The sequence below is a fragment of the Agrobacterium sp. CCNWLW155 genome (assembly GCF_036888815.1).
Lineage (GTDB): Bacteria > Pseudomonadota > Alphaproteobacteria > Rhizobiales > Rhizobiaceae > Agrobacterium > Agrobacterium radiobacter.
The window spans coordinates 57,705-84,118 of the sequence record NZ_JBAKFW010000001.1 but is presented as its reverse complement, the minus strand read 5'-3'; the positions used below and the strand labels follow the sequence as shown (position 1 = coordinate 84,118).

The following is a 26,414-nucleotide window of genomic DNA, read 5'->3' as shown; positions in this document are numbered from 1 at the left end:
GTTGTTTTTCAGACACATGTCAGATCGGCAGAACGGCCTTGGCCGCCACGCCCGAGGGCACCGCGCGGCCGAGCTGGCGGACACGCACGGAAATGTGATCCCGCAAGGCCGGGAAATCTGTGAGTTCGTCTGCGGCGGGGTAAAACCACACGGGCTCTGAAACCTCCGCCACGCGCCGCACCGTCTCGCCGTCCAGCACCTCGACGCGATAAAGCTCGAAGGGCTCGTCCAGCGGGATCTCGCTCGCATCCCAGCCGTCGGCCTCCACCCGGCCCCGACGTTTCCACCTGAACAGCACGCCATCCCCGCGCCGTTCGGCGGAAAGATGGACCGGCGCGAGCGGCGTCAGCGCCCGCAAGCCTCCCTCGAAGGCAAAAGGCCCGCTCATTGCGCCCGCCATTCCCGCAGCTTCCGCGATCCAGCTCAGGCGTCGTCCGCGCTCGCTCGCGGCAAGACCCAGCGGCTGCACCGCCTGATCCAGAACCACCACCGGCGCACCCTTTGGCGCGCCTGCGGCCAGTGCGTCTTCCGTGCCAGCCAGTCCCCGCAGGAGAGAGGAAAGCCGCCAGCGCGAGGGTGCGATTTCTTCGGCCTTTGCGAAAGCGACGATTTCCCACACGCCGTTTGCGGCCTTGATGGCGAGACGGTTCTCGCCGTTCAGCACCGAAAGCTCCGCGGCCGACGACACCTCGCCGAAGGGCAGATCGACGAGGATGGTGTTTTTCCGGTCGAAACGGCCGGGAGGGCCTGATATCAGCGGCATCGCCAGCGTGCCGATCATCGCCGGCCGGTCAAGCAGCACGCGTTGCCGGTAACCCTCCGTACCCGGCGACGCGGAAATGATGATGGGCCGCCAGGGCTTTGCTAGGGCGGCAATCCGCGCCGAATCCTCCGGCGCGGTGCCGTCATGGCAGGGCAGATCGAGGAATAGCACCTCGGGCACGAACCCTTCCGCACCGCTTGCGCCGTTGCTGCGCCGTTCCTCCGCACCACCAGCGAAAACCGAAAAGGCGGCGGAAAAGGCCCGCGCCTCCACCTGCCGCACCGCGCCGTCCTCAATGCGGCTCACCAGAAACCGCCCGGAAGGCGCTTGCGGAAAGGCGTCTTCCGGCAGGCGGATGCAATCGCCGGGTTCGAGGGTGATTTCGGAGGGCGGCAGGGCAAAGCGCAGGCTACGCCGCGCCTGCCGGTTGTCGCGCAACAGCGCCTCGACCGCCGCCTCCGCAGTTTCCGCAGGCAGGGCGGCGTTGAGATCAAGCCGCATGACCCGGCTACCGGCATTGTCGATGCGGCGGGACCTTGCACTCCCCTGCTCGTAATCCAGCGCCGGGTTGAAAGACGTCAGCACGGCCTCTGCCGCAAAATCGCTGTCATGGCCGCGACTTTCCGACCAGAGCGGCTCGTCCTCCAGATCGGCCAGCACGGCAATATCGCGGACCGGCAAAACCGCCGTGTTACGGGAGCGGAAGCGCAGGGTTCCGCCATCTTCCACCACATCCACCTGGAAAGCCGCCATCAGCGGCTCCAGGAGGTTGCGGGCCGAGGTCACGTCGCCCTGCACATAACCGGTCAGATCGCCGCTGACGGCGGACACGTCGAAGGCGGAAAAGCCGTGATCGGTGAGGATGGCGGCGATGGTATCGGCGAGTGTGGCCGTTCCCAGCCGGCCATTCAGCCAGTGGCCAGTGCGCCAGTTCGCCCCATCGCTCCATGCCGCGCCATTCTGCGGGAAGGCGGGAAAAGGCCGTGCATCCCAGGTCCACAGATAGACCCTGTCTGCATCGACCATCGCTGCGGCCTCACGCCAATGGTCGAGATGCGCCTCGAGAAACCGCCGCTGCTGGCTGTCGGCGCGGCTTCGGCGGGAGAAATAGGGGAAGGCGTTTTCCGCCGATTTCGGATCGGGAAAGACATTGGGGCGTGTCGCGCTCTTGTCCACCGCCGGGCAGCCGAGTTCGGTGAACCAGATCGGCTTCGAGCCCGGCACCCATGCGGTCGGGGCGGATTTCTCCGTTCCCCGCAGCCGGTCGAAATGGAGATTGCCCCACCAGTTCCTGATGTCCTTGTAGCGGAACACCCATGGCTTGGCCTTCAGCCCGTCGGTTATGGGCGTGCGCTGCCGCGCCGCGCGGCCGGCATCGCTTGCATAATACCAGTCGAAGCCCTCGCCTGCCGTGATGGCATAACGGAATGCGGCGGCATCATCCGGGCCGGTCATGCCATCGGGATTGCCGTTCGCGGCATCCTCGTCACGCCAGTCGGAGAGCGGCATGTAATTGTCGATACCAACAGCATCGATATCAGGGCTCGCCCAGAGCGGGTCGAGGTGGAAGAACACGTCGCCCGAACCATCTGCCGGCTGGTGGCCGAAATATTCGCTCCAGTCCGCCGCATAGGTCAGCTTCACCGCCGGCCCCATCACGGCCCGTACGTCGCCCGCTAACCGCACCAGTTCCTCGACAAAGGGAAAGGCATCATTCTCGTCTCTCAGCGCCGTCAGCCCGCGCAGTTCCGAGCCGATCAGGAAGGCATCCACCCCGCCCGCCCGAGCCGCCAGCGCCGCATAATGCAGCACCATGCGCCGGTAACCTTCATGGCGATTGCAGAAGGCGGAAACCTGCGTCCGTGCGCCAGCGCTGCGATCCGCAGAACCGGCCCTGCCGGGTGCGGGAAAGCAGGTGATGCGCCCGCGCCAGGCATAAGCGTCCTGCTCGCTTTTGCCATAGGGGTCGGCAAGACCGTTATCGACGGGAACATCCATCATCACGAAGGGATAAAGGCACACTCGCAAACCCCGCGCCTTGAGATCGGCGATGGCCTGCAACACGCTTTCGTCGTTGGGTGTACCGCCATAGGCGGGACCGTCGCCGTGATGGCTGACGAGATGCGCCTCGCCGCGCGAAAGGCCGGCGACGGACCATGGCATCGTTTCCCCATCCCGGCCGTCCACCTCCACGCCGGGCAGAATGCGGCATTCACCCACCCGCATATCCGTGCCGAACCAGCTCACCACCAGCGCCACGCTCTCAAGATTGGGGCAGAGCGCCTGCAATTCGTCGATTGCCGCCTGCCAATCCGTCGCGGCGGTCAAACCATTGCGGTTCATGATGCGGCTTTGGCCGATGCCCGTTCGTTCGGAAACCTGCACGGTGGCGTAACCATGCTCCGTTGCGCCGGGGATGACGGTGATGGCGCGGATGGCTTTTTCCAGCCGTCCGACAGGCCGCACCACTTCGAACTGCATCAGCGGAATGCGGTTGCCATAAGTATCGAGCGGCAGACGTTCGAACACGACATAGGCCAGTCCGCGAAAGGCCGGCGCATTGCCCGCCCCCTGCTTCGCCTCGATCAACGGATCGGGCAATTGCGTCTCGCTGCCGGGATAAAAACGCATCTCGATGGCGCTCAGGTCCAACTCCCGCCCATCGGCCCAGACACGCCGCACCATGGCCGCCTCACCTTCGCACAGGCCGATGGCGACATTGGCAAAATAGCGAAAGGTTTCGACCTTCGGGCCACGGTTGCCCTTGCCGCCGCGGCGCTCCACCTCGATGCTTTCTTCAAAACGCGTCGCCCAGATCAGCGTGCCGCCGATCCTTGCGGTGCCATAAAGCCGGCTGATCGCCGCCCCCTCATCCGCCCCCGGAATGCGCGCCGTCGAAAGACGCGCGCCCGTTACCGTCCGCCCGTTCGAAAGCAGCGTGCGGTCGATGGCATTGCCCGCCAGCGCCCCGGCCGCCCGGCCGATCATTGCGCCCAAAGGACCGAAAATGCCGCCGAGCGCCGCACCCGCCGCCTGAAAAACGATTGTCGCCATGCTCGCCTCGAAAAACTCAGGGATCGGGAAAACGGAAGATACCGGCAATGCGCCGCCTCCAGCCCGGCACCAGCGCCGAACGCACCACCGCCGCCTGTTCATAGGCATGGATGAAATGCTGTGACCCGGCCAGAATGCCGAGATGTTTGGCCGCCGCATCGGCCCGCCAGCGAAACAGCAGCAAGTCTCCCGACCTTGCCTCTTCCATGCGCGGAACCGCCAGAAAATGGCGTTCCGCCGCCGCCATCAACCGGTCCTCGCCGCCGCGTTCAGCCCAATCGGGCGCATAGGGCGGCGGCAATTCCGGTTCATGGCCGTAAACGCCGCGCCAGATGCCGCGAATGAGGCCGAGGCAATCGCAGCCGACACCCTTCAACGAGGCCTGATGCCGATAGGGCGTGCCGATCCAGCCTCCGGCGAGCGCCAGCACTCTTTCGCCGGTGTCGCTCATGAAAACAGCGCCCCACCGTCATGGCTCTCACCGCCGCTCGCATAGGAATAGGCGAAATCCGCCCCCGGCAGATGCGGGAAGCCCCGGAAATTCAGATGATTGGTGAATTTCGCCCGGCAAGTGGTGAAACTCTTGTCGCAGCCGGCGGTGACAGAAAACGTGTCCCCTGGCGAAGGCAGCTGTTCCGGCGGCAGCCAGAAGGACAGATGCACGCCGCCGTCACGCCGCTCGTGGCCATCGAGGTCGAAACTCTTGGCCGCCAGCAGGCCGGCCAGAAAGCGGAGCTTTCCCCGGCTGAAAAAACCATCGGCAAAGGCATCGAGCCCTGACACGAGCAGGCCGCCCGAGGCATCCACCGCCGCTAGGCTGCCATGACCGCTGAGCGGCCCGAGATCGACACCGCAACGCCTGTCCCCGAGTGCGGCATCGCAGCGACGCCCATAGACCCTGCCCTGCGGCTGGCCGAGGCGATGGGCAAGGCTGCGCAGCTCGGCGCGAAACGCCCCGCCAGCCCGTGTCACCTCGCCAATCTCGCGCATGTTCAGCAGCATATGCTGGTCAGGCGCCTGCCAGTTGACGAGGAAAAGCTCCACCCTCGCACCATCGAAACGCCCGGCGGCCAGATCGTCTTCCGCAATCGCCTCGCTCGAAAAACCGCCCGCCACCTCCCCGGCACTCGCGCCCAGCCCCGTTTCGCTGTCGCTGTCGCTGGCCGAAAAGCCGCTGGCGGCAAGGTAGGAGGTGCCGCCGAACACGATCATCTCATCATGATCGGTAAAACCAATCGTGACGCCATCCTTCAGTGTCACCTTCCAGCAATGGCATGTGGTCGTCGCATCTCCCTTGAGATGCTCGGCAAGGGCGGCGGGAATGGTTTTCATGGCAGGATTTCCATCAGTGGAATGGAGGGAATGCGGCCCGCCTCGAAAGCGGTCAGGTTTACGTCGATACGGTCGATCGCGAAACGAACCGGCACGTCGAATTCAAAACCGGCACGGATTGCAGCGCCGGCGGGCGGCACGCGCCCCGCCCGGAAGAGCACCATGCCGGTGGCGTGATCGACCGAAATATCGGCCGCTTCCGCCTTCACCCCCTCGACCGAAACAATGACCGAACCCTCCGCGGGTTTATCGATCCGCCGCGTGAAGGAGCCGCCGGCATCGGCATAGGTCTTCAGCAACTGAAAACCCGCCGTCACCCCATCGCCGGTACCAATCCTCTGATCGGTCGAGGCAGGCGTCTCTCCCGGCGGGCAGGATTTGAAATCCACGGGATCGCGAAAACGAAAGCCGTAAAGCTCACCGCGCCGCGCCTCGAAAAAGGCGAGCACCTCATAGAGATCGGCGACGGAGCGGATGCCGGATCCGGCGTCATAGCTGCGTCTGGCGTTCCTCCAGCGCTGGTTGCGACTCTCCCGGCCATTGGACAGGTTGACGATATCCGTCCGCCTCACCGGCCCGCCGCTGACGCCGAGCGCGAGCCGCAGCGGAAAGCGCACTTCATGAAATGCCGCCATGTCGTTGTTCCTGGATTCTTTTCAATGGTCTGGGAAAGTGAGCGCGCGTCACAATCCGCGCTGGCCGCGCCCGACGCTGCGCGCCAGCATGGCGGCGATCTGGCCTTCACTTTTGCGGAAGCTCGCAGCATCCGTCGCCGTCACGTTAAAAACGATCTGCGCCCCGCCGCCGCCCGCAGGTGCGGCAACACCGAGGGCGCCATCCGAACCGCGCTTCAGCGGCAAAATCGCTTCCGCCCCCGCCTCGCCCATCAGGCCAAGCCCGCCGCCCATCGGAAAAAAGGCGGGGCTGGAGACCACGCCGCCATCGGCAAAAGGCGTGATGCTGCGCCCCGGCACCCCGCCATCGGCAAAGGCGAACAGCGAACCGCCGCCGTTCAACAACCCGCCGACGGCATCGCCAATCATGCTCTCCAGCGGTTTCAGCCCGGCCGAAAGCGCGATGCCGGACAGCCGTTGGCCAAGCCCGCGCAACACATCGTCCAGCCCCTTGCCGCCGGTCGCCGCCGCCTGCAGGGCCGAGGTCAGGGCCGCACCGAACCGCTCGGAACGCCGCTCGAGATCACCCATCACCTCCGAGAGCGCCTCCGCCTCTTCCCGGTTCTCCGCAATCGATCTTTCGCCCGTCATCGCGCTTGCCTTTCTGATTCAAACCGGAGCCGCAAAATTTTGAAATGCCATTCGTTTTTGAGATCAACTCACCCATCCGGAAACTGCCGCATCATCCCCTCCATGGCCTGACGGTCAGGGCCGCGCGAAACGGCGTTGCCGCCCGTCATCGCGAAAAATTCGCTCGGGGTCATCAGCCAGAAGGTTTCCGGGGAAAGCCGCAGCAGGAACAGGCCGGTATGGATCACCGCGTCCCAGGGGAATGGGCGCGACGTCGCTTCGCCTGCTGCGGCATTCAAGGGTCCGGCGGCGTCCCGCCTTTCAAACCGCCGAAAGTCGCGGTCAAAAGATCGGCGACGATCGCGGCATGGCCGGCAATGCCGCCTTCCACCGTGGCGGCGGCCACATCCTCGTCGGAAAAGACGTTGCCCGCGCCGCGCAGTCCCGCGCCGATCACCCGGATCATGTCCGCCGCCTTCATGCGCCCGCTCGCGAAACGTTCAGCGAGCGCGGTGAGGTCATCGGCTTCAAAGGCGGTTTCGAGTTCGGCAAGAGCCCCGAGCGTCAGGCACAGGATGCGCCTTTCGCCGTCTATCAGCGCTTCTATCTCGCCGCGATGGCGGTTCGCCCGCCCGTAACGTAACCCTTGCGGCATCACAGCGCTCCGAATGTTAGAAGACCGGCCGATTCCAGCGCGATTTCGAATTGCACTTCGCCATCGTGGCGGCCGGAATATTCGAGCGCGACGATCTGGAAGGGGCCGGCAATGGCGCCGAAATCGGGAATGACGATCTGCCAGCCGGGAATGCTGCCCGCAAAAAATGCGCCGCGCACCAGCGCATCGCTCGCCTGGTCCTTGAAGATGCCGGAGGCCGTGAGCGATGCCCGCTGCACGCCCGCGCCGGCGAGAAGCTCGCGCCAGCGCCCGGCGCTTTCGGCATCCGTCACGTCGACCGCCTGCGCATTGAAGGCCAGCCGTTTTGTTCTGAGCCCCGCCACGGTCGCAAAGACACTGGCATTGTCGATCTTCAGCAGCAGGTCCTTGCCCTTCTGCGCCACCATGTTGTTTCCTTTCATTTAAATTGCGGTTGCGGGGGTGCGGCGGGCCTGCTACCAAATGGTTTCCCGCACCTCGCACCCCGCGATCTCACCATGTCCGACGCCGCCTCCATGACGTCCCGCGTGCGCCTTATCGGCGTGCTGGCGCTTGGGCAGATCATCAGCTGGGGCAGCGGTTTCGACATGCTGGCCATTCTGGCGCCACGGATCGGCGGCGAACTGGCGATCGGCAACGAGATCGTTTTTGCCGGCCTCACCATCATGATGCTGATCAGCGCGCTTTGCGGCCCGCTGCTGGGAAGAATGCTCGTCCGTCGCGGCGCGGCGCCCGTGCTGGTGGCCGGCTCAGTCCTCTTTGCCGCCGGCTTTGCCGTGCTCGCCTTTTCGGGCGGTGTCACAAGCTATCTTTTCGGCTGGGCCGTAATGGGTCTGGCCGCAACCTGCGGGTTGACGACGGCGGCCCATACCGCCGTGGTGGAGCGTGTGGGTGCGGAAAGCGGCCGGTTGCTGACGCTTCTGATGCTGTTCACCGGGCTTTCGGGCGCGGTTTTCCTGCCCGTCACCGCGCTGGCGGAACAACATCTCGGCTGGCGCGGCACACTTCTGCTCTATGCCTGTCTGCAGCTCTTCGTGCTTCTGCCGCTCTATTTCTTCATCCTTCCCGACCGTCCGCCCCGCAAGGAAGCGAAGCGGCAGAAAGCCGACGCCCTTTCATCCACGCCAGTCGATACACGCCGGGCTTTTCTGCTTCTGGCGGCCATGACGACGATCAGCGCCTTTACGACCTTCGGCCTGTCGCCGCTCCTGCCGCTGCTGCTCGTTCAGGCGGGCGCAACGCAATCGCTTGCCGTCCAGCTGGCATCGGCGCGCAGCCTGCTGGCAATTACGGCGCGCGGGCTGGATTTCCTGCTTGGGAAACGCGGCAGCCCCTTCCTCACCGCCATGATCGGCTTCTGTCTTCTGCTGCTGTCGCTGCTGCTGTTGCTTGGCTTTGCCCCGGCCATGCCGGCTTTCATCGGTTTCATCATTTTTTTCGGTTTCGGCGCCGGTGTGCTCACCGTCAGCCGGGCCGTGCTGCCGCTGGCGGTATTTTCCCCGGAGGAATATGGGCTGCAGGCCGCGCGTATCTCCCTGCCGCAGAACCTCGCAATTGCCGTTGCACCTGTTATTTTCACGCTGGCGCTCGACCGCGGCGGGGTGGCGGCCATGCTTGGCGTCGCCGCCGTGCTGATCGCCATTTCGTTTGTGCTCCTGATCGTCCTGTGGAAAACCGTGCGCAGGCAGAACGCCTGAAACGGCACTACTCCGTCACCGCCCTGAAGCGCATCTCGACGATGAAATTCCGGGTCTTCGCCTCGCGGCGCGAACGGCTGGAGAGAAGATGCAGATTGACGAGAGAGACCCCGGCAATCGGCAGCGTCGCATCGTCGAGCAGGCTCGTCACACGAGCGGTGATCTCTCCCGCACCCTTGCGGCCATTGGCATCGCTCCAGATCTGCAGCGAGAGGAGATGCTCCTCGGCCTTTTCCGTGGCGGTCGAATAATCCCTGCTTTCAAGATCGCCGATAACGATGCACGGCACAGCCGCACGCGGCAGAAGCCGGTCGACAATGCCGCCGGGGATGAGCGCCGTCAGCACCGCATCGCCCGTCAGCCGTGCGAAAATCGCCTGAAGAAGCGGGTTTGCGGCGCTCATCGGCTTTCCTCCTCGCAGCGGCAGACGATAAAGCGACATGTCTCATCCGGGTCCATCACGGCCCGGATCGCCAGAATGCGACGGCCCTTGCGAAAGCGCATGCCAGCGGTGATGTCATCGCGGTAAGCCAGCCAGACGCGGTGGGTGATCGTCACGCCCTCGGCCGAGGCCCGTTCATGGGATGCCTCCGAAACGGGTTCGATCGCGGCCCAGAGCGACCGCAGGAAATTCCAGCTTTCTGCAGCACCACCCTGCCCGTCCGGCGTTTCGGTCCGCACGTCCAGTTCCAGCCGCGCCGTCAGCTTGCCGGGATCGAGAAAAACAAGGTTCATGTCTCAAAGCCCCACACGGCAGAAGGGCGCAACCAGCCGCTCGTAGCCGGCGGGAACGGCCGCGGGCTGGTTTTCCGGGGCGACAGCACCGCGAAAGGCGAACATCTGTGCCACATGCATCAGCATGGCGCGTTTCAGCGTGTCGGGCACATCCGTTCCCGCTTCGCCGTAACCGGCAATGAAATCGATCTCGATGCCGTTCATCGCCCGGCCGGGAGCCGGCGGATCGCGCAGCCACAGCCTTGCCGGACGCGCCGCACCGTCGAGCAATTTCTCCCCGGCGGTGATATCCGCCGAATGCCCCTCACCGTCAAAAACCAGAATCGTTTCGATGGCTTGCACCGGTGTCCTGCCAATCAGAATCACGCCCGTCTGCGGCCACCGGTCAAGATAAAGCCGCCAGATCTGACGGAGGAGGCAAAGCCCGGTCGTGCGTTCCAGATGCTCGCGGGCGGTGCGGATGAGCGCGGCAAGAAGCGCGACCTCGTCGTCGCCGTCGAGGCGCAGATGCGCCTTGACCTCGGCAAGCGTCAGCGGCTCCGCCTGCGGCGGATGAATGAGGGCATAGGTCATGGGGTCTCCGGAAGAAAGGTAGTCGCATTAGCGAGCGGGCACCGCTTGTTTCTTCTCCCCGCCGGGGAGAAGTCCGCGGCAGCGGGATGAGGGGGCAAGGGTAAAGATATCCGACAACGTTGCCCCCTCATCTGCCCTTCGGGCATCTTCTCCCCGGCGGGGAGAAGAAAGGGCCACAAGGTCCGCGGTCAATTCACCCCGAATTTCACCAGCTTGATCGCCTCGAAGTTCTGCACGCCGCCGCCCACGCGTTTAGTGGTGTAGAACAGCACATAGGGTTTGGCCGAATAGGGATCGCGCAGGATGCGCACGCCCGTGCGATCAACGACGAGATAGCCGGCGCGGAAATCGCCAAAGGCGATGGCAAAGCTGTTGGCCGCCACATTCGGCATGTCCTCCGCCTCCGTCACCGGGAAGCCCATCAGCGAGGCCGGCTGGCCGGCGGCGGCGGGCGGGTGCCACAGATAGGCGCCGCTCGTATCCTTGAAGCGGCGCAGCGCCCCTTGCGTCTTGCGGTTCATCAGGAAGGTGCCGTTCTGGCGGTGGCCGGCCTTCAGCGCATAGACGGCATCGAGCAGCACATCCATCGGCCCGGCGGAAGCAAAGCCGGCCGAAACGCCGGTCGCGACATAACCGATGTTACCCCAGCTCCAGCCATCATTGGCGACGGTGGTATAGGAGAGGAAACCCTTGGGCTTGCTGGCGCCATCGCCGGCGATGAAAGCGGCGGCCTCCTGTTCGGCGAAAGCGATGTCCACCTCGGAGGCGATCCAGGCCTCGATATCGACTGCGGCGTCATCCAGCAGGCCCTGCGTGGCCGCCGGCATGGCGTAAAGCTCCATCGTCGGGAAGGAAAGCTCGGCAAGCTGCGGCGTTGCCGTCTGCGGGCGCGCCGCCGTTTCGGAGACCCAGCCGGTCGTCATGCCGCCGGGCGAGAAGGGTTTCTTCAGCACGGCGGCGGAAACCTGCCGCACGGTCGCCAGCGCGCGGATCGGCGAAATCGCCGTCATGCGCCGGCCGATCTCGCCATCCGTCTCACTCGGCAGCAGGAAGCCGCCATCGGCCCCGGTCGAACCGGCAAAAGCCTTGGCCTCCAGATCGCGCAGCGCGCCTTCCTCACCGCGGCGGATATAGGCCTCGAAAGCGGCCTTGTGCTCCTCGGCATCGTGGGAAAGCGCGTCCTTGCGGCCAAGCGCGGGGCGCGCCTTTTTCAGCGCCAGATCGTCCATGATCCGGCGGTTGTCGTCGAGCGCCCTGTCGATACGGTCGAGCTTGTCGCGGGTCACGACATCTGCCCCCATCTTGCGCTCGATATCGGCAAGCCGCTGGTCGTTGGTTTCGCGGAAGGCCTCGAAGGCCTCCATGAACTCATCGAAGGCGGCCGTCACCGTATCGGGCACGGCCTTCACCTGCGGTGCAACAGTCATCGGGGCCGGTTTCGTCATCTGTTCTGTCATGTCGTTTCCTTGTGGGTGATTGTCCGGAAGTCAGCGTTTGAATGCCGTGTCGAACAGCGAGCGGGCAGCGCGACGCATGTTGCGCACCAGTTCGGTATCGCGGTCGCGGAAGAAGCGGGCGTGCTTGACGTCGGAAACTCGCGCGGACGGCAGCATCGGGAAGGTCACGACCGAAATTTCCCAGAGATCGGCCTCCAGAATGCGCCGGACGCCTGAGCCCGCCGCCTTGCCGGAGCGCCCATCCTTACTGGAACGCCCCTCTTTACTCGAACGTACGGTGCGAAAGCCGATCGACAGCCCGTCCAGCGCGCCGGTCTTCATCAGCGAATGCACCTCGCGGGAGCGGGCGACGCCGGGTGCGAGAACGCCCTCCACATAAAGGCCGCGCTCATCCTCGCGGATGGTCCGCCAGGCACCGATCGGCTCGGCAGGGTCGTGCTGATAGAGCATGCGGATACCGGCCGCGCCCCGCTCTTCGATGGAGCGGCGGAAAGCCCCGCGCTCGATGACATCCTGACCGAGATCGATCTCGCCGAAGACGCTGGCATAGCCGGAAAAGGTGCCGTCGCTGGTAATGCCGCGCAGCTCCAGATTGGCGAATTTGCGCGTGGCGGGACGCGGCCCGCGATAAACGTGCATGGAAAACTCCTGCGATGTGAAGGAAGTGTCAGGCGCGCGGGCGGGCGCTGTAACGGTCGGCGATGCGCACCAGCACGCCCAGCCCCCACCACGCCCCCATGCTGGCGGCGGCGGACCCCGCCACCATGATTTCCCGCCCCGAAAGCGCGCCGGCAATATCGAGCTGCTGCACGATCCACAGACCTATCGGCCCGCCGAAGATCATGCCGCAGGACACGCCGGTGATGAAACGGCTTGCGGCCTCACGTTTGCTTTTCGGCAGGAGGTAAACGAGCGATACACCCGCGCCCGCCACGGCGCCGGTGATGCGGGCGGCCCAGATGCCGGCCTCATTGGCGAATTCAGACATGGGTAATCATTCCGTTCTAGGATGTTGTTATCGGGCGGACGCGCCGCGTCGCACGCAGGCGCTTTCTGCGCGCCTGCGATGGGGGGATTTTCCGAATCTTCGGAATCGCTTGGGCGGAAGACCTCACAGGGAGAATCCGCTTCTTCAGAAAATGATTGAACAGGAAACCGGGGCTTCGATCGCGCCAGGCGGCGATCAATAACCGACGGCTTCGCGCTTTTCGTCGTCGCTCAGGAACGAGGCTGCGCCGATTCTTGCCCAGAGCGCATCCCGCTCGCCGGCAAGCCCGGCAATCCGGTCGAGATCGGGTTCGAGCCTCAACCCCGAGCCTAAGATCGGAGAAAGCCAGCCGCAGAGCCTCGCCGCCGTGCGATAAACGAGCGGCAGGACGGTCAGACGATAAAAGGCGCGGTTCGCCTCCTGGTAATTGGCATAGGTATTGTCGCCGGGAATGCCGATCAGCATCGGCGGCACGCCGAGCGAGAGCGCGATATCGCGCGCCGCGCCGTTGCGGGCCTCCAGAAAATCCATGTCGCGCGGCGAAAGACCCATGGCCTTCCAGTCCAGCCCGCCTTCCAGCAACAGCGGACGGCCGGCATTCATCGCCCCCTGATAACCTTCCTCCAGCTCACGCTTGAGCCGCTCATATTGCTCGGTGGAGAGATTGCCGCCCTCCTTCGGCTGGTAGACCAGCGCCCCGGAGGGCCGGGCGGAATTATCGAGCAGGCGTTTGTTCCACTGGCTTGCGGCATTGTGCAGATCAAGCGCGGCCCCTGCGGAAGCGAGCGGTGCAAAACCCGCCCGATCATCCAGCGGATGAAAGAGTTTCAGGTGCAGCAGTCCCAGCCCGTCGCGCTCGGCGGCGATGCGCCGGGATGCCCGGCCCTCGGCACGGTAATCAAAGGCCACCGGCCAGCCGTCCGATCCTTCGACGATGCTCACCCGGTCGGGCCGCAGGAGATGCAGTTCACGCAACTGCCCACCCACCGTTAACGGCTCGATATAGGCATTTCCGGCCAGCATGAGGTGGCCATAAAGCGCCTCGAAAAAATCCGGCCCGCCCATATGGGCGCTCGGTTTTAAAAGCAGCGCCAGCAGCGGATGATCGGCCAGTTCCTCTTCGCCATCATAGAGCAGCCAGCTGACCGAGGCGGATGTTTCCGCCACCATGCGGGCGGCGCGGTGCGCCACCGGGTTTTTCATGAAACCTTCGCGGGCAAGTGCGGCATAGGACCGGCCGGACCAGAAGGCCTGCCCGCCCTGCACCGCCACCGCCATGAAGCCATCAGCCATTTTCCGGCTTTCAGGCGCGGCTCTGCCATCCGCCGGGCGCTTGCGCGGCAGGGAAAAGGGAAATCGCATGGAGTTGTCCTTGTTTTGATGGCCGCTCAGACCTCTGGTCGGCCCTCATCCCTGTGCTCGTCGCAGGGATCCAGCCAGCCCAAGTCTTTGGGCTGAAAAGAGTCCTCTCGTCGCGCAGAGGCGCCGACTGGATTCCTGTGACAAGCACAGGAATGAGGGAGACGGGGCCTCAGCCCCACGACAAAGGAAAGGTTTGCGCCCGTTATCAGTAGACTACGTGCGGATGCGCGCCACCTTCGCAGGCGGAAGCGGACGTTACCGGATCGGCGCTTTCACCGCCGTATCGCTGTCGAAATCTGCGGCAACGCGGGTCTCGCGCAGCGGCTTTACCGTGCGGGTCGAAAGATCATAGGCGGGATCGGCCTTGTAAGCCGCCAGCGCCGCCTCGTTTTCGAACTCGCCATAGACGATGAAATCGACCGAGTTGCCCCATTGGTCCTTCTTCACGTTCTCGCCGATTTCCAGCTTCAGCGAATGCGGTATCGCGGTGAGGCCGGAAAGCCCCTTGCGCACGGCGTCGCGGTTTTCCTCGGGAACGGTGAAAAAGACGATATGGCGGATCACGGTGTCACCTGTCATGCAAACTTAAAAAGGCGGCCTTTTCGGTACCGGGTATCGGGTTATCATCTGGCCCGCCCGGGTTCAATCCGGGCAGCGACAAGCGCGTGATGAAATGCGCGCCCGTAACCGCCTACAAGCCGCGCCCTGTCGCTGCCATTGATAATGGCCCGGGCACCATCCCAATCCTCGCGCCTGTCGCTGAAGAAATCGGCGAGCCTGCGGCCGGTGAAGCCGCCGCCCGACATGCCGTGGATCAGGATCGTGGTGGCCACCTCCGCCTCCATGGCCCGCTCCGGCCGCTCCAGGAGATCGACGCCAGTCAGCACCGACATGGCCTCGTAATTGCGCCGATGCGTCAGCTGCACGAAGCCGCGACCCAGCCAGCTTTTACCCTCCGTGTCCGGCCGCCAATAGGGCTTGCGCACCATGGGCAACCTGCCCGCCGCAAAGGCGCGTTCGAGCCTTGCCATTGCTTCCGTGTCGCTTACCGCCAGGGTTTCCCGCACGGGCTGCATGGTCGCCGCCGTCTCGTGAAAGGCCGTCGCCAGCATATAGGCGAGCCAGCGCGGATCGCCGCCCGGCATCGCCTTTTCGAACCCTGCCAGCATCGTTTTCGTGCCGGCAAGCTGGGCGGTGCGCAGGCGACCGCGAAAAATAGAAATCCGCGCCGACGCGAAGAATCGCGCCTCGTCATAAGCCATGACTGCTCCTGAAAATGATGGGCGATATGACGCCGGGTTTTTCCACATGACAGTCGCCGGAACTAAATCGATTTGAAAAAACCTTAATCGATTTTAATCCGCGCCCCGTGGTTTTGGGGTAAAAAATTCCTTGAATTCCGGAACCTTAGCGCGCTAACTCCATTCACCGCGCAATCCTGCAGCGTTAACCATTCAAGGAGGAATGCCATGACAGCGACAATCCCCCAGACCGTTTATGACCGGCTCGAAAACGAGTGGCGCCAGATGCGCGAAACCGGCTCCCAGCCGAAGCCGGCACAATCCCCGAAGAAGTAATATCCGCCAGACGCCCGAACTCGGGCGTTGACGGTACCCCGCTGTTCTTCTCCCCGCCGGGGAGAAGAAACAGGCGGAATCTGCTCGACCGGTAATTGGCTCTCATTCACGGGAGCCAATCGTCGCTGACCTCACATCCCCCGCACCTTCGGTTCACTCACCACCATGGTCGTCAACGCCGTGATCGCCCAGACGAGCGCATCCAGCCGGTCGGGCGAGCGTCCTGAAGAAAGACCATCCGGCCCGAAATCCGTCATCTGGTCTTCGAGCTTTTCAAACCGTGCGGCGTGGCACACCCTGCCCTGCTCGTAGAGTGCCGCAACCGGTTCGGCGCGGGTGAACTTGCCGCGGCTTGCCCGCACCAGTGTCAGCGGCAGGTTGGCGTCCACGCTCTGCAGCATGGCCCGAACCATCTCTCCGCCCTGATTGACTTCTGCAACGACCCGGTCCGCCTCGTGGCCGCGAAAGGCGGCGACCACGGCGCGGGCCCAGCCGGCCGGCGTTTCGCCCTCCACCGAACAATCCGCAAGCACGTTAAGACGCCCGGATATGCCGAGCCCGGCCACGACAATGCCGCAGCAGGAATGTTCACCGATGCCCGCGGGCGGATCGACAGCCACCACGATCCGCGCAAGCGGTTCATGTCCCGCATCGATGATCGCTTCCAGATCGGCGCGTTTCCACAGCGCGCCCTCGCGCTCATCGATCAATTCGCCGCCGATTTCCTGACGCCCCAGCCGCGTGCCGCCGTAACGGTCCTGCATGGCTTTCAGAAAACCGGGCGAGAGATTCCGCGCATTCATCGCCGTCGGCATTCGCGCCACCCGTGTCGAGGGATCGGCGAGAAGCGCCTTCAGCAGCGGAATCGGCCGCGGCGTGGTGGTCACGAGTTGCCGGGGGACCTCACCCAGACGCAGGCCGAATTGCAGCATGTCCCAGGTTTCCTGCGGATATTTCCATTTGCCGAGCTCATCCGCCCAGGCCATGTGGAATTGCGGGCCACGCAGGCTTTCCGGGTCTTCCGAGGAAAACACCTGCGCCATCGCGCCATTCGGCCAGAGCAGCCGCCGGCGCGACACCTCGAAGGCGGGGCGATGGCGGCGGGCGATGCGGCAGATGCCGGAAATGCCGTCGATCATCACCTCGCGGGCGTCGCCCAGCGTCTCGGCAACAAGCGCGATGCGCAAATCCGACTGCTTGCCGGCGGAGGCGACATGATGCACCCATTCCGCCCCGGCGCGGGTCTTGCCGGAACCACGCCCGCCGATCAGCAGCCATGTCCGCCAGTCGCCTTCCGGCGGCTGCTGCGGCAGGTTGCCGATGAAGCGCCAGTCGCGCAGGAGGTTGAAGACCTGCGCCTGAAGGCGCGCTTCGGTCAAAACGTCCGCCATGCCTCAATCAGACCCCACCGGAGTGCCGGACGCTGCCATCGCCTCCAGCCTCTCGCGGCATTTCTGCTCGGCCAGCTCGTCGATGCGTTTGAGGAAATGCGCCACCGCCGCCTCATAATCCTGCGTATCGTTTTCATCCTCGCCCATCAGCGCTTGCCGCTCTTCCGCCAGCACCCGTTGCAGCGCGTCGATCCGCTCCAGAGTGCGGACGATGAGCGACAGCTGATCCGTTGCAACTTTCACATCGGCACGGGCCTGCTTGCCTTCCGTGTCGTCGGCATCAGGCAAAAGCCCCGCCTCGCCCGACTGCCGAAGATTGCGATACATGCAGACTTGATCGCGCATCTCCTCCGTCAGCTCGTTCAGCAACTGCCGCAGACTGCCGTTGCGCGCCGCATCTTCGGCGGCCAGCCTGTCTGCCCGCGATTTGATCTCAGGCGCGGCCTCATCCGCATAAGCAGGCCTGTCCGGCCAGGCTCCGTAGAGCGCCGGGTCGCAATTATGAGCATTTGTCATCGGATTGGCCTGGGAGGGAAATGGAGATGAACATGGGCATGCGACGCGGTTCATTTGCGGGTGGCGCCTCCCCACAGCCCTCATTCCTGTGCTTGTCACAGGAATCCAGTCGACGCGCGTCCGCGCGGCGGAGGGAGGCTTTTCAGCCCAAGGACTTGGGCTAGCTGGATTTCTGTGACAAGCACAGGAATGAGGGAAGAGAGCAAAGCCTTGTTATTCGTAAAATCCAGCGCTCTGATATTTCTGAACCAACCGCGACCCAGCCGCAAATCTCCGACTGTAGCCAAACACTATCAAACCACCGTCACGCTGTAAAGGATTATTTTCCTATAATCGTGATTTTTATCCTCACCACAGGATTTGCACCCTCGTCCGCCACATATTACACTCGATGCCAGATGGTGAGCGGAAGGGGCAGGTCAAGTTGGTGAAACAATGGGTTGGGCGGTTGTTTGCGGGCCTTTCGGCAACCGGCATCGTCTTTGGCGCTATTCTGTTCTGCGCCTCACTTACCCCGTCGCTCCTGCCGCGAACCTGGCTGATGCAGGGTGTGCTGTGCGGCTTTTCCTTTGCCATCGGTTATTTGATCGGTGTCGCCCTGCATGCCGTCTGGGCCTATCTCGAACTGCCCGAGCCCTCGCGCCACAATATGCGCGGCATTCGCTTTCTCATCGCGCTCGCCGCCGCCATCACCGCAATCGCGTTTTTATGGCAGGCGAAGGACTGGCAGAATTCCATCCGCGTTCTGATGGAGCTCGATCCGCTGCCCAGCGCCCACCCCACCAAGACCGGCGGCCTTGCCGTGCTGGTCGCCGCCATCCTTATCGGCGCAGGCCGGCTTTTCCAGCTTATCCGCCGGTTCTTTGCGGCGCGCAGCGGTCATTTCCTGCCGCGCAGACTTGCCAATGTGCTTGGTATCGCAGCGGCAATCGTCCTCTCATGGATGCTGCTGAACGGGCTGATCTTCGATATCGGTCTCAGATTTGCGGATTCTTCGCTGAAACAGGTGGATGCGCTGATCGAGCCTGACGTGCCGCGCCCTTCCGATCCGCTCAAGACCGGCAGCAGCGCCTCGCTGATGGCGTGGGAATCGCTCGGCCGACGCGGCCGCGAATTCGTCGCCGAAGGCCCTGATGGCGCAGACATATCCGCCTTCACCCATCGCCCGGCAAAGGAACCGCTCAGGGTCTATGCGGGCCTCAACTCGGCTTCGACGCCGGAAGAAAGAGCGGCCTTGGCGCTGGAGGAATTGAAACGGGTCGGCGGTTTCGAACGCAAGGTGCTTGTGGTGGTCATTCCCACCGGCACCGGCTGGATCGATCCGGAAGCACTCGATACGGTCGAATATCTGCATGACGGCGATATCGCCAGCGTCGCCGTGCAATATTCCTATCTTTCCAGCTGGATCGCCTTGCTGACGGAGCCGGATTACGGTGTCGAGACGGCACGCGCTTTGTTCGAGGCCGTCTACGGCTACTGGACCACGCTGCCGAAGGAAACGCGGCCGAAGCTTTACCTGCATGGCCTCAGCCTCGGTTCGCTCAATTCGCAGAAATCTTCCGATCTCTACGATGTGCTGGCAGACCCCTTCCAGGGCGCGTTGTGGAGCGGTCCGCCCTTTTCCAGCCCGACATGGCGCATGGCCACCAATGGCCGGGTGAAGGGCACGCCGGAATGGCTGCCGCGTTTCCGCGATTCCTCCGTCATCCGCTTCGCCAACCAATATACGACAGCCCATATGCCCGATGCGGAATGGGGGCCGATGCGGATCGTCTATCTGCAATATGCCAGCGACCCCATAACCTTCTTCGAGGCCGCCTCACTTTACCGGCGGCCGCAATGGATGGTGCATCACGGGCCTGACGTTTCCACATCCTTCCGCTGGTTCCCGGTCGTCACCCTGCTGCAGCTCGGTCTCGATGTCGCCGCCGCCACCACGGCACCGATCGGTTACGGCCATGTCTATGCGCCGGAACATTATATCGATGCATGGACGGAAGTAACCGCGCCGGGTGGCTGGAGCCCTGAGGAAATCCAGCGGCTGAAGATGCTCTTCAAAGCCCGCCGCGGTTCCACCGATCCGGCGTGAGCGCGGCGGGCTCGCCTGGAGCCTCAGCCCTTCAGCCGGTCCAGATTGTCGGCGATATAGGTCTCCAGTGAACGCGGCGCATGGCCGGTCAGCGTTTCGACATCGCCAGTCACCACGGCTGTCCAGCCTTCGCGCACGGGATAAAAGATCGAGGCGAGGAACGAGGCGTAGTCCTGCGGCACGCCCGCGCCGGTGAGAATGCCGATGAAGACCTCATCCGAAACGGCAGCGTAAGAAACCGGCTTGCCGATCGCCTGCGAAATCAGCGCGGCCGCTTCGCCGTAACCCAGGGCTTTCGGACCCGTCAGGTTGAAAGCCTTGCCATTGAAGGCGTCAGAGGTCAGCGCGGCGGCGGCGCTGTCGGCGATATCGCGAACATCGATAAAGCTCGACTTACCCTCGCCCGCCGGAACGGCGATCTGGCCATGGTCGATGCCCGCCTTCCAGTAGCTGTGGAAATTATCGGCGAACCAGTTGGGGCGCAGGATGACGTGAGGCGTGCCCGACGCGATGATCTTCAGCTCGATCTGGCGATAGGGAATGGAATCATCGGCATCGACGCCGAGGACGCTGAGGAACACGATCTTCACCTTGCGGCGCGCGGCCTCCTCGACAACGGGCGTCAGCGCGTCGATGGCATCCAGACGACCGCCAGCCAGGATGAGGAACAGACGGTCAACGCCATCGAAGGCATCCGCATAAGTCGATGCGTCGGTATAATCGAAACGCACACCTTCCGCGCCGCCCGTGGCGTTGCCGCTACGCGAGGCCGCCTTAACGCTTTCGCCCTTGGAAAGAAGCGCTTTCACCAGCGGCGTGCCGATGGTGCCGGTGGAACCGATTACGAGTATCTTGCCTGCCATCTCAAATCTCCGTAGTATCTAATGGAAACCATGTTTCTAAAACACAGGTACTGCGTTTACGAAATCATGAAAAGAGAGCACTTTTCGGTTATCTGGTATCCTCGCGGAAACCGGCATGGCCCTGAAACGACGGAACAAACCCATGGAACGTATCTATGACGTCTATGAAGACCGCTGCCCCACCCGCATGGTGCTGGACAGGATCGCCGACAAATGGGCGCTGCTGATCCTCGACCGGCTGCGGGTGGAGGCGGTGCGCTTCAACCTGCTGCGGCGGGAGATCAAGGGCATTTCGCAAAAGGTCCTGTCGCAGACGCTCAAGAAGCTCGAACGCGACGGGCTGATTTCGAGGCAGGTCTTTCCGACTGTGCCGGTGACGGTCGAATATTCGCTGACGCCGCTGGGGCGGACGCTAACCGACACGGTGGCGGCACTTGCCCATTGGGCGGAGGGCAATATCGACGCGGTGATGGCGGCGCAGAGGGCTTATGATGAGCGGGCGGTGGTTTAGGGTAAGGTCACCGTCCTTTACTTCCCTCATCCCTGTGCTTGTCACAGGGATGAGGGAAGAAGAAAGTATCGCGCGCACCCACCGGGCTTTGCGCCTGTCGCACTCCCCAAAATCCCTACCGCGAAATCCGCGTCGAAAGAATGATCGACGACAACGTCCGCTCCACACCATCAAGCGCGCCGATCCTGTCGATCAACCGGTCGAGGTCGAGGATCGAAGGCGCGGCCAGAATGGCGATGAGATCGAAGGTCCCGCTCACCGAATGCAGCGTCGTCACCTCCTTGATGGCGGAAAGCGCGGCGGTGACGGCGGGTAGCGCCTTCGGCCCGATAGTGATCAGCACATGGGCGCGCACCAGCCCGGAAAGATAGCTTTCCGAAAGCCTCAGACCATAACCGGCAATCACCCCGTCCGCCTCCAGCCGCTCGATGCGGGCCTGCACCGTGGTGCGCGAAAGGCCGAGTTTGCGCGCCAGTTCCGCCACCGGCATGCGGGCATTTTCGGAAAGCAGGGCGAGCAGCGCCCGGTCCTTGTCGGCAATCGTCATAGTGACCAATCCTGTCGTCTAATTGCTCAATATTAATCCTCTATTCGCACATAGTGAAGCTGCGAATCGTCAAAAAAAGCTGGCATTCTGTCTTTTAAGCGCATCCGGTGCGCAGACATGCGAATTTACTGCGGGGAACAAAAACATGAAAAACATTGTGGTTATCGGCGCGGGCAATATCGGTTCGGCAATCGCCTGGATGCTGGCCGCATCAGGCGATTATCGCATCACGGTTGCCGATCGTTCAGCCGATCAGCTGGCCAATGTGCCGGCGCATGAACGGGTCGACACCGAAATCGTCGACATTACCGACCGTCCCGCTCTGGAAGCACTGCTAAAAGGCAAATTCGCCGTGCTCTCCGCCGCCCCCTTCCACCTGACGGCGGGTATTGCCGAAGCGGCCGTTGCCGTCGGCACGCATTATCTCGATCTCACCGAAGACGTGGAATCCACCCGCAAGGTCAAGGCGCTGGCGGAAACGGCCGAAACCGCGCTCATTCCGCAATGCGGCCTCGCCCCCGGCTTCATCTCCATCGTCGCTGCCGATCTCGCCGCCAAGTTCGACAAGCTGGACAGCGTGCGCATGCGCGTCGGCGCTCTGCCGCAATATCCGTCCAATGCGCTCAACTACAACCTCACCTGGAGCACCGACGGGCTGATCAACGAATATATCGAGCCCTGCGAAGCGATCGTCGAAGGCCGCCTCACCGCCGTTCCGGCCCTTGAGGAGCGCGAGGAGTTCTCGCTCGATGGCATCACCTACGAGGCGTTCAACACCTCGGGCGGTCTCGGTACGCTTTGCGCGACGCTGGAAGGCAAGGTGCGGACCATGAATTACCGCACCATCCGTTACCCCGGCCATGTGGCGATCATGAAGGCGCTTTTGAACGACCTCAACCTGCGCAACCGCCGCGATGTGCTGAAGGACCTGTTCGAAAACGCCCTGCCCGGCACCATGCAGGATGTGGTCATCGTCTTCGTCACCGTCTGCGGCACCCGCAACGGCCGCTTCCTGCAGGAAACCTATGCCAACAAGGTCTATGCCGGCCCGGTTTCCGGCCGCATGATGAGCGCCATCCAGATCACTACCGCCGCCGGCATCTGCACGGTTCTCGACCTGCTCGCGGAAGGCGCCCTGCCGCAGAAGGGCTTCGTTCGACAGGAGGAAGTGGCGCTGCCGAAGTTCCTCGAAAACCGGTTTGGCCGGTATTATGGCTCGCATGAGCCGCTGGCGCGGGTTGGGTGAGAAATATAAACCGGCGAGAAAATATCTCCTCCCATTCCTCCGTCATACCGGCCTCGAGCCGGTATCCAGCCAGCCCAAGTCCCTGGGCTGAAAAACCCTTCTCGCCGCGCAGACGCGCGGCGGCTGGATGCCGGATCAAGTCCAGCATGACGGCGAAGGTGACGAATCCATTACGTCCCGCAAAATGTCCTGAACACCCGCTCATGGCTCATCGGCGGTTGCATATAGACGAAATTATCCGGCCGCTCTTCGAAAGGCGTCGCTATCGCCTTCAGCATGGCGTGGAAGGGCTCGAAATCATCCTCTTCCACCGCCGCTTCGATCAGTTCCTCGATACGGTGGTTGCGCGGGATGATGGCGGGATTGGCAGAGAGCATCGCGCCTGACCTTTCGGAATCGGAAATACCCTCACGACCGGCTCTTTCCCGCCAACGGGTGAGAAATTCGTCCGCCCCCGCGATATCGATGAACATGCCGCGGAATGGCTCGGCGTCGCCATTGGCCGCATGGGAAAGACGCCGGAAGGTCAGCGTATAATCCGCTTCAGATGCCTGCATCAGCGCCAACAGCGCCTGCACCAGATCCATGTCGCCCTCTTCCTCGGTCGTCAGGCCAAGCTTTTCTCGCATACCGGTAAGCCAGCGTTGGGGAAAGGCGGCGGCGAAATTGGCGAGAACGGCATTGGCGAGTTCGGCGGCTTTTTCTACCTGCGGATCGAGCAGCGGCAGCAGGCATTCCGCCAGTCTTGCGATATTCCATTGCGCGATGCCCGGCTGATTGTTGAAGGCGTAACGGCCCTGCGCATCGATGGAGGAAAAGACCTTGTTGGGGTGATATTCATCGAGGAAAGCGCAGGGGCCGAAATCGATGGTTTCGCCTGACACCGCCATATTGTCGGTATTCATCACGCCATGGATGAAACCCACCATCATCCAGCGAGCGATGAGTTCGCATTGCCTCCCGGCGATGCCACTCAGCAGGGCGAGGTAAGGATTGTCTGCCTCTTTCGCCTCGGGATAATGACGGTCGATCACGTAGTCCGCGAGGTTTTTGATCGCCTCGTCATCCTCGCGCGCGGCAAAGAACTGGAACGTGCCGACACGGATATGGCTTGCCGCCACGCGGGTGAAGACACCGCCCGGCAGGCCGACTTCGCGCTGCACCCTTTCGCCGGAGAGGACAGCCGCCAGCGCCCGCGTGGCGGGGATGCCGAGTGCAAACATCGCTTCCGAAACGATATATTCGCGCAGCACCGGGCCAAGGGCCGCACGGCCGTCTCCCCTGCGTGAAAACGGCGTCGGGCCGGAGCCCTTGAGCTGGATATCGCGGCGGTTGCCGTTACTGTCGATCACTTCACCAAGCAGAATGGCGCGGCCATCGCCCAGCTGCGGCACGAAGCCGCCGAACTGGTGGCCGGCATAGGCCATGGCCAGCGGCTCGGCCCCCTGCGGCACGACATTGCCGGAAAAGATCGCCGCCAGCCTTTCATCATCAAGGCCGGCCACATCGAGAAGGAGTTCGTCGGCCAGCCCGCGATTGAAAGCGATGAGGCGCGGCGCCTTCACCGGCGTCGGCAGCACGGCGGCGCTGAAGCGTTCCGGCAGGCGGGCATAGGAATTGTCGAATTTCATCACGGATAAACTCCCTGCTTTGCCCCTATATGGGGCCGGAAGGCGACGGATGCGAGCGATAAATGCCGCGCCTCGTCCATGGCTTCATTCAATTTTGCGCAATGAACTTTCCCGCGCCATCATCGTTCCTATGCTTGACCAGCAGAATGCCGAACGGAAAGGAAAAGCAATGACCGTTGTTGAAGCCGCAGCCGAACCGGAAAGCGCCATCCGCACCCTCCACACCGAACTGCCTGTCAACGCCACCTTCCATGTCTGGCTGAAGGCGAAAAAAGACGCCGAGCCCGGCGCCGTCTCCTTTTCCAATCAGAATGGAAAATTCGCTGAAGTTTCAAGCGTCAACACGGAAGAGTTCGGTTTTCGAATCTATCAGGTCTTTGGCGGCGGCCATGTGGAGCTGAGTTACGACACCGTCACGACAGCCGTTTCCGTCATCTACTGGTTCACCGCGTCGGATGTGCTCGAGACCGGCATCACCGTTGTCCATACCAAGCCTGATAATGCCGCACCCGAACTTCCCGGCAGCTATCACTTCCGTCCGCCCTTTGGCTGGATGAACGACCCGAACGGCTTTGGCCGCTTTGAGGGCCGCCCGCATCTGTTTTATCAGCATTATTCTCACGGCCTGCGCTGGAACACCATGCATTGGGGCCATGCCGTCTCCTCCGATTACCTGCGCTGGCGGCACCTGCCGATCTTCCTCTTCCCTTCAGAGGATCTGACGACGCGGCCGGACAAGCGCGGCGGCGCCTATTCCGGCTCGACGATTCCGCTGGTGGAAGGCACCGGCATCCGCGTCTTCTTCACCGAGCAGGTGCAGGACCGCATTCCCGAGCAGCAGATACAGCTGACCGCCACCTCCTCCGATCTCATCATGGCTGGGCAGGCCGAGGTCATTCTCGGCACCCGGCCGGACGGACAGGGGCTGACACCGGATTTCCGCGACCCTTACGTCTTTCGTGGCCCCGATGGCCTGTGGAAAATGGTGCTTGGCAGCCAGAGCGATGGTGGCGGCGTCATTCTGCTCTACGAAACGCTTGACCCCACGGCGGCATCGGGCTGGACCTATGTCGGCAAACTCTGGGTGGAAACACGCTACAAGACAACGGCCATCGAATGCCCCTGCCTGCTGCCACTCGATGGTCCGGTCAATGCCCGCTCCACCCGCTGGGTGTTGATCTACGGGCTGATGCATTCGGAGGACCCGGAGACCGGCCGCAAGAACCTGACCATGGCCGATGTCGGCTGGTTTGACGGCAAGGCCTTCACCAAGGAATCCGGGCAGGAACTGGATTTCGGCACCGATAATTACGCCTTCCAGGCCTTTCTCGATGGCGACAGCATCATCGGCATGGGCTGGCTGGCAAACTGGGCGGATGCCAATCCGGAGATCGATTTCCCGACCTCGATGACGTTGCCGCGCCGGATTCATTATGTGAATGGCGAGCTTCTGACCCCGCCCATCGGCGCGGCGGAAAGCCTGCGCAGCCATATTCTCGACCGCACGCGGCTTGCCGCCGGCGAACGCGTCACCTTCATCAACGGGGCGGTGGAAATATTGTTCGAGCTTGCCTCACCCGGCGCGCCCTTCGAACTGGTGCTCGATCATCCGACGGTTAAGCTTGGCGTCGTTTCCGATGAAACGGGGCTGTGGATCTGCCATGAGGACGGGCGCGACGGCCCCTCGCCGCATTATATCGCCCGGGGAGCCAAGGCATCCCGCATCCGCATCTTTCTCGATTATGGCTCGATTGAGGTCTTCGCCAATCGCGGGCGATATGTGGGCACCAAGCGCATCGAAGGTTTCGAACCCGTGCGCTCGGCGCTGCTGAAGGCCGCCCCCGGCGCGGTGGTGCATGCCACCAGCTGGGCGCTGAAACCGTGAGGAACCTTTTGACGGATTGGGCGGTTGATAGACCGAAACCGCCCAATCCGCCGAAAGGAGAAACGGCATGACCAAAATCCGCGACACCAGCGATCCGATCCTGTTTCCAACCGAAGCCAATGAAAACAAGGCAGAGAAGAAACGCGCCGGCAAGGGCATCATCATCATTATCGGCGCAATCGCCATTATGTCCTTCGTCGTTTATCTGGCGGCGATCACCATCGCCGCCACCCAGTCCTGATCAAGGCCGCGAAGGGCCGTTCACTTTGTTGGGTCGCATTTCCGGACGGAAAACCCG

Annotated in this window: 28 protein-coding genes; 6 read left to right on the top strand and 22 right to left on the bottom strand. The window is 63.1% G+C overall.

The genetic code is table 11. The features are described from left to right. Positions 1-19: 19 nt before the first annotated feature. The 8 genes from V6S97_RS00485 to V6S97_RS00450 form a co-directional block, all read right to left on the bottom strand. On the bottom strand, positions 20-3,817 hold the full coding sequence (locus tag V6S97_RS00485; protein ID WP_334425871.1) for a baseplate multidomain protein megatron: 3,798 nt from the start codon (positions 3,815-3,817) through the stop codon (positions 20-22). A 16-nt stretch (positions 3,818-3,833) separates the two neighbouring features. After that, positions 3,834-4,268 carry a C40 family peptidase gene (locus V6S97_RS00480; RefSeq protein WP_060723973.1) on the bottom strand — a complete coding sequence of 145 codons (435 nt, stop codon included), beginning with the start codon at positions 4,266-4,268 and terminating at the stop codon, positions 3,834-3,836. After that, positions 4,265-5,149 (bottom strand): DUF2163 domain-containing protein, encoded by an 885-nt coding sequence (locus V6S97_RS00475; RefSeq protein ID WP_334425869.1) that lies wholly within the window; start codon positions 5,147-5,149, stop codon positions 4,265-4,267. The genes V6S97_RS00480 and V6S97_RS00475 overlap by 4 nt, the downstream gene beginning before the upstream one ends. Then, positions 5,146-5,784, bottom strand: a complete 639-nt coding sequence (locus tag V6S97_RS00470) for a TIGR02217 family protein (protein ID WP_111817284.1) — start codon at positions 5,782-5,784, stop codon at positions 5,146-5,148. The genes V6S97_RS00475 and V6S97_RS00470 overlap by 4 nt, the downstream gene beginning before the upstream one ends. A 48-nt stretch (positions 5,785-5,832) precedes the next feature. Next, positions 5,833-6,414, bottom strand: coding sequence for a phage tail tape measure protein (locus tag V6S97_RS00465; protein WP_020809574.1), 582 nt, complete (start codon positions 6,412-6,414; stop codon positions 5,833-5,835). A 68-nt stretch (positions 6,415-6,482) separates the two neighbouring features. Next, positions 6,483-6,692 carry a rcc01693 family protein gene (locus V6S97_RS00460; RefSeq protein ID WP_087743628.1) on the bottom strand — a complete coding sequence of 70 codons (210 nt, stop codon included), beginning with the start codon at positions 6,690-6,692 and terminating at the stop codon, positions 6,483-6,485. Continuing rightward, on the bottom strand, positions 6,689-7,048 hold the full coding sequence (locus V6S97_RS00455) for a gene transfer agent family protein (RefSeq protein ID WP_112277700.1): 360 nt from the start codon (positions 7,046-7,048) through the stop codon (positions 6,689-6,691). Before V6S97_RS00455 ends, V6S97_RS00460 begins: the two co-directional genes overlap by 4 nt. Next, positions 7,048-7,455, bottom strand: coding sequence for a phage major tail protein, TP901-1 family (locus tag V6S97_RS00450; protein WP_262514297.1), 408 nt, complete (start codon positions 7,453-7,455; stop codon positions 7,048-7,050). Before V6S97_RS00450 ends, V6S97_RS00455 begins: the two co-directional genes overlap by 1 nt. Positions 7,456-7,545: 90 nt before the next feature. On the opposite strand from V6S97_RS00450, the gene V6S97_RS00445 reads away from it, so the two are divergent. Further along, the gene (locus tag V6S97_RS00445) at positions 7,546-8,745 is read left to right on the top strand and encodes an MFS transporter (protein ID WP_174066931.1); all 1,200 of its coding nucleotides are present in this window, start codon (positions 7,546-7,548) and stop codon (positions 8,743-8,745) included. Between the two features lie 7 nt (positions 8,746-8,752). On the opposite strand, the gene V6S97_RS00440 is transcribed toward V6S97_RS00445, so the two are convergent. The 11 genes from V6S97_RS00440 to V6S97_RS00390 all read right to left on the bottom strand — a co-directional run bounded on the left by V6S97_RS00440 (position 8,753) and on the right by V6S97_RS00390 (position 17,344). Beyond that, positions 8,753-9,148, bottom strand: a complete 396-nt coding sequence (locus V6S97_RS00440; protein WP_334425867.1) for a DUF3168 domain-containing protein — start codon at positions 9,146-9,148, stop codon at positions 8,753-8,755. Continuing rightward, the gene (locus tag V6S97_RS00435) at positions 9,145-9,480 is read right to left on the bottom strand and encodes a phage head closure protein (protein WP_020809569.1); all 336 of its coding nucleotides are present in this window, start codon (positions 9,478-9,480) and stop codon (positions 9,145-9,147) included. The genes V6S97_RS00440 and V6S97_RS00435 overlap by 4 nt, the downstream gene beginning before the upstream one ends. A gap of 3 nt (positions 9,481-9,483) precedes the next feature. Then, complete coding sequence (locus V6S97_RS00430) at positions 9,484-10,053, bottom strand: head-tail connector protein (protein WP_334425866.1); 570 nt, start codon at positions 10,051-10,053, stop codon at positions 9,484-9,486. A 188-nt stretch (positions 10,054-10,241) separates the two neighbouring features. Beyond that, positions 10,242-11,510: a phage major capsid protein gene (locus tag V6S97_RS00425; protein ID WP_112978024.1), complete on the bottom strand. Its 1,269-nt coding sequence runs from the start codon at positions 11,508-11,510 to the stop codon at positions 10,242-10,244. Positions 11,511-11,540: 30 nt separating this feature from the next. Further along, positions 11,541-12,149 (bottom strand): HK97 family phage prohead protease, encoded by a 609-nt coding sequence (locus tag V6S97_RS00420; RefSeq protein ID WP_113076204.1) that lies wholly within the window; start codon positions 12,147-12,149, stop codon positions 11,541-11,543. 28 nt (positions 12,150-12,177) lie between these two features. Continuing rightward, the gene (locus V6S97_RS00415) at positions 12,178-12,498 is read right to left on the bottom strand and encodes a DUF6107 family protein (protein WP_003509186.1); all 321 of its coding nucleotides are present in this window, start codon (positions 12,496-12,498) and stop codon (positions 12,178-12,180) included. A 195-nt stretch (positions 12,499-12,693) separates the two neighbouring features. Beyond that, entirely contained in the window at positions 12,694-13,860 is a 1,167-nt protein-coding gene (locus V6S97_RS00410) for a phage portal protein (RefSeq protein ID WP_334425862.1), read from the bottom strand. Between the two features lie 255 nt (positions 13,861-14,115). Further along, positions 14,116-14,424 carry a Dabb family protein gene (locus V6S97_RS00405; protein ID WP_031233658.1) on the bottom strand — a complete coding sequence of 103 codons (309 nt, stop codon included), beginning with the start codon at positions 14,422-14,424 and terminating at the stop codon, positions 14,116-14,118. Positions 14,425-14,483: 59 nt separating this feature from the next. Beyond that, positions 14,484-15,122 carry a hypothetical protein gene (locus V6S97_RS00400; RefSeq protein WP_334425860.1) on the bottom strand — a complete coding sequence of 213 codons (639 nt, stop codon included), beginning with the start codon at positions 15,120-15,122 and terminating at the stop codon, positions 14,484-14,486. A 446-nt stretch (positions 15,123-15,568) separates the two neighbouring features. Beyond that, positions 15,569-16,828, bottom strand: a complete 1,260-nt coding sequence (locus V6S97_RS00395; RefSeq protein ID WP_162687221.1) for a DNA-packaging protein — start codon at positions 16,826-16,828, stop codon at positions 15,569-15,571. 3 nt (positions 16,829-16,831) lie between these two features. Beyond that, positions 16,832-17,344, bottom strand: a complete 513-nt coding sequence (locus V6S97_RS00390) for a hypothetical protein (protein WP_129564541.1) — start codon at positions 17,342-17,344, stop codon at positions 16,832-16,834. 448 nt (positions 17,345-17,792) lie between these two features. Here V6S97_RS00390 and V6S97_RS00385 point away from each other — a divergent pair, with 448 nt between their 5' ends. Continuing rightward, a complete protein-coding gene (locus tag V6S97_RS00385; RefSeq protein WP_334426546.1) occupies positions 17,793-19,433 on the top strand; it encodes an alpha/beta hydrolase in 1,641 nt (546 codons plus the stop codon). A 23-nt stretch (positions 19,434-19,456) separates the two neighbouring features. Here the strand turns inward: V6S97_RS00385 and V6S97_RS00380 are convergent, their stop codons facing one another. Next, positions 19,457-20,296, bottom strand: coding sequence for an SDR family oxidoreductase (locus tag V6S97_RS00380; protein WP_060726107.1), 840 nt, complete (start codon positions 20,294-20,296; stop codon positions 19,457-19,459). 142 nt (positions 20,297-20,438) lie between these two features. Here V6S97_RS00380 and V6S97_RS00375 point away from each other — a divergent pair, with 142 nt between their 5' ends. Next, positions 20,439-20,807 (top strand): winged helix-turn-helix transcriptional regulator, encoded by a 369-nt coding sequence (locus V6S97_RS00375; protein ID WP_003509204.1) that lies wholly within the window; start codon positions 20,439-20,441, stop codon positions 20,805-20,807. 115 nt (positions 20,808-20,922) lie between these two features. On the opposite strand, the gene V6S97_RS00370 is transcribed toward V6S97_RS00375, so the two are convergent. Beyond that, entirely contained in the window at positions 20,923-21,354 is a 432-nt protein-coding gene (locus V6S97_RS00370) for an Lrp/AsnC family transcriptional regulator (RefSeq protein ID WP_003509206.1), read from the bottom strand. Between the two features lie 145 nt (positions 21,355-21,499). On the opposite strand from V6S97_RS00370, the gene V6S97_RS00365 reads away from it, so the two are divergent. Continuing rightward, positions 21,500-22,600, top strand: coding sequence for a saccharopine dehydrogenase family protein (locus tag V6S97_RS00365; RefSeq protein WP_080866011.1), 1,101 nt, complete (start codon positions 21,500-21,502; stop codon positions 22,598-22,600). Between the two features lie 170 nt (positions 22,601-22,770). Here V6S97_RS00365 and V6S97_RS00360 read toward each other — a convergent pair whose 3' ends face one another. Then, on the bottom strand, positions 22,771-24,231 hold the full coding sequence (locus V6S97_RS00360; RefSeq protein ID WP_334426545.1) for a protein adenylyltransferase SelO: 1,461 nt from the start codon (positions 24,229-24,231) through the stop codon (positions 22,771-22,773). A gap of 169 nt (positions 24,232-24,400) precedes the next feature. On the opposite strand from V6S97_RS00360, the gene V6S97_RS00355 reads away from it, so the two are divergent. Further along, a complete protein-coding gene (locus V6S97_RS00355; RefSeq protein ID WP_107675294.1) occupies positions 24,401-26,116 on the top strand; it encodes a glycoside hydrolase family 32 protein in 1,716 nt (571 codons plus the stop codon). A 67-nt stretch (positions 26,117-26,183) separates the two neighbouring features. Beyond that, positions 26,184-26,357: a hypothetical protein gene (locus V6S97_RS00350; protein ID WP_020009686.1), complete on the top strand. Its 174-nt coding sequence runs from the start codon at positions 26,184-26,186 to the stop codon at positions 26,355-26,357. Positions 26,358-26,414 lie beyond the last annotated feature (57 nt).